This window comes from Paraburkholderia sp. SIMBA_030, assembly GCF_046535245.1.
In the GTDB taxonomy this organism is placed as follows: Bacteria; Pseudomonadota; Gammaproteobacteria; order Burkholderiales; family Burkholderiaceae; genus Paraburkholderia.
This window is the reverse complement of sequence record NZ_JAWRXB010001786.1, coordinates 1-230: the sequence shown is the minus strand read 5'-3', so window position 1 is coordinate 230 and position 230 is coordinate 1. Positions and strand designations below refer to the sequence as shown.

1 protein-coding gene is annotated in these 230 nt (G+C 57.0%); it reads left to right on the top strand.

Annotation, left to right across the window (positions count from 1 at the left end; all coding sequences use genetic code 11):
- A partial coding sequence (locus tag SB772_RS46130) for a sensor histidine kinase (RefSeq protein ID WP_410839284.1) occupies positions 1-230 on the top strand: 230 nt, incomplete at both ends.

Here is a 230-nt window from a genome sequence, read left to right as displayed (position 1 = left end):
ACAACGCCCTGAAATTCACCCCGGCCAATGGGCTGGTTCAGCTGATTGCCGGTCAGGCCGGAAACAAGATACGGCTGGATGTCAAAGACAACGGCACCGGCATCGCTGCCGAAAACCTCGAACATGTATTCGATCTGTTTGGCCAGGCTGAAAAGCAACATGCCACGCATTCCCGCGAAGGACTGGGGATCGGGTTGTCACTGGTCCGCCAGTTGACCGAAGCACAACGG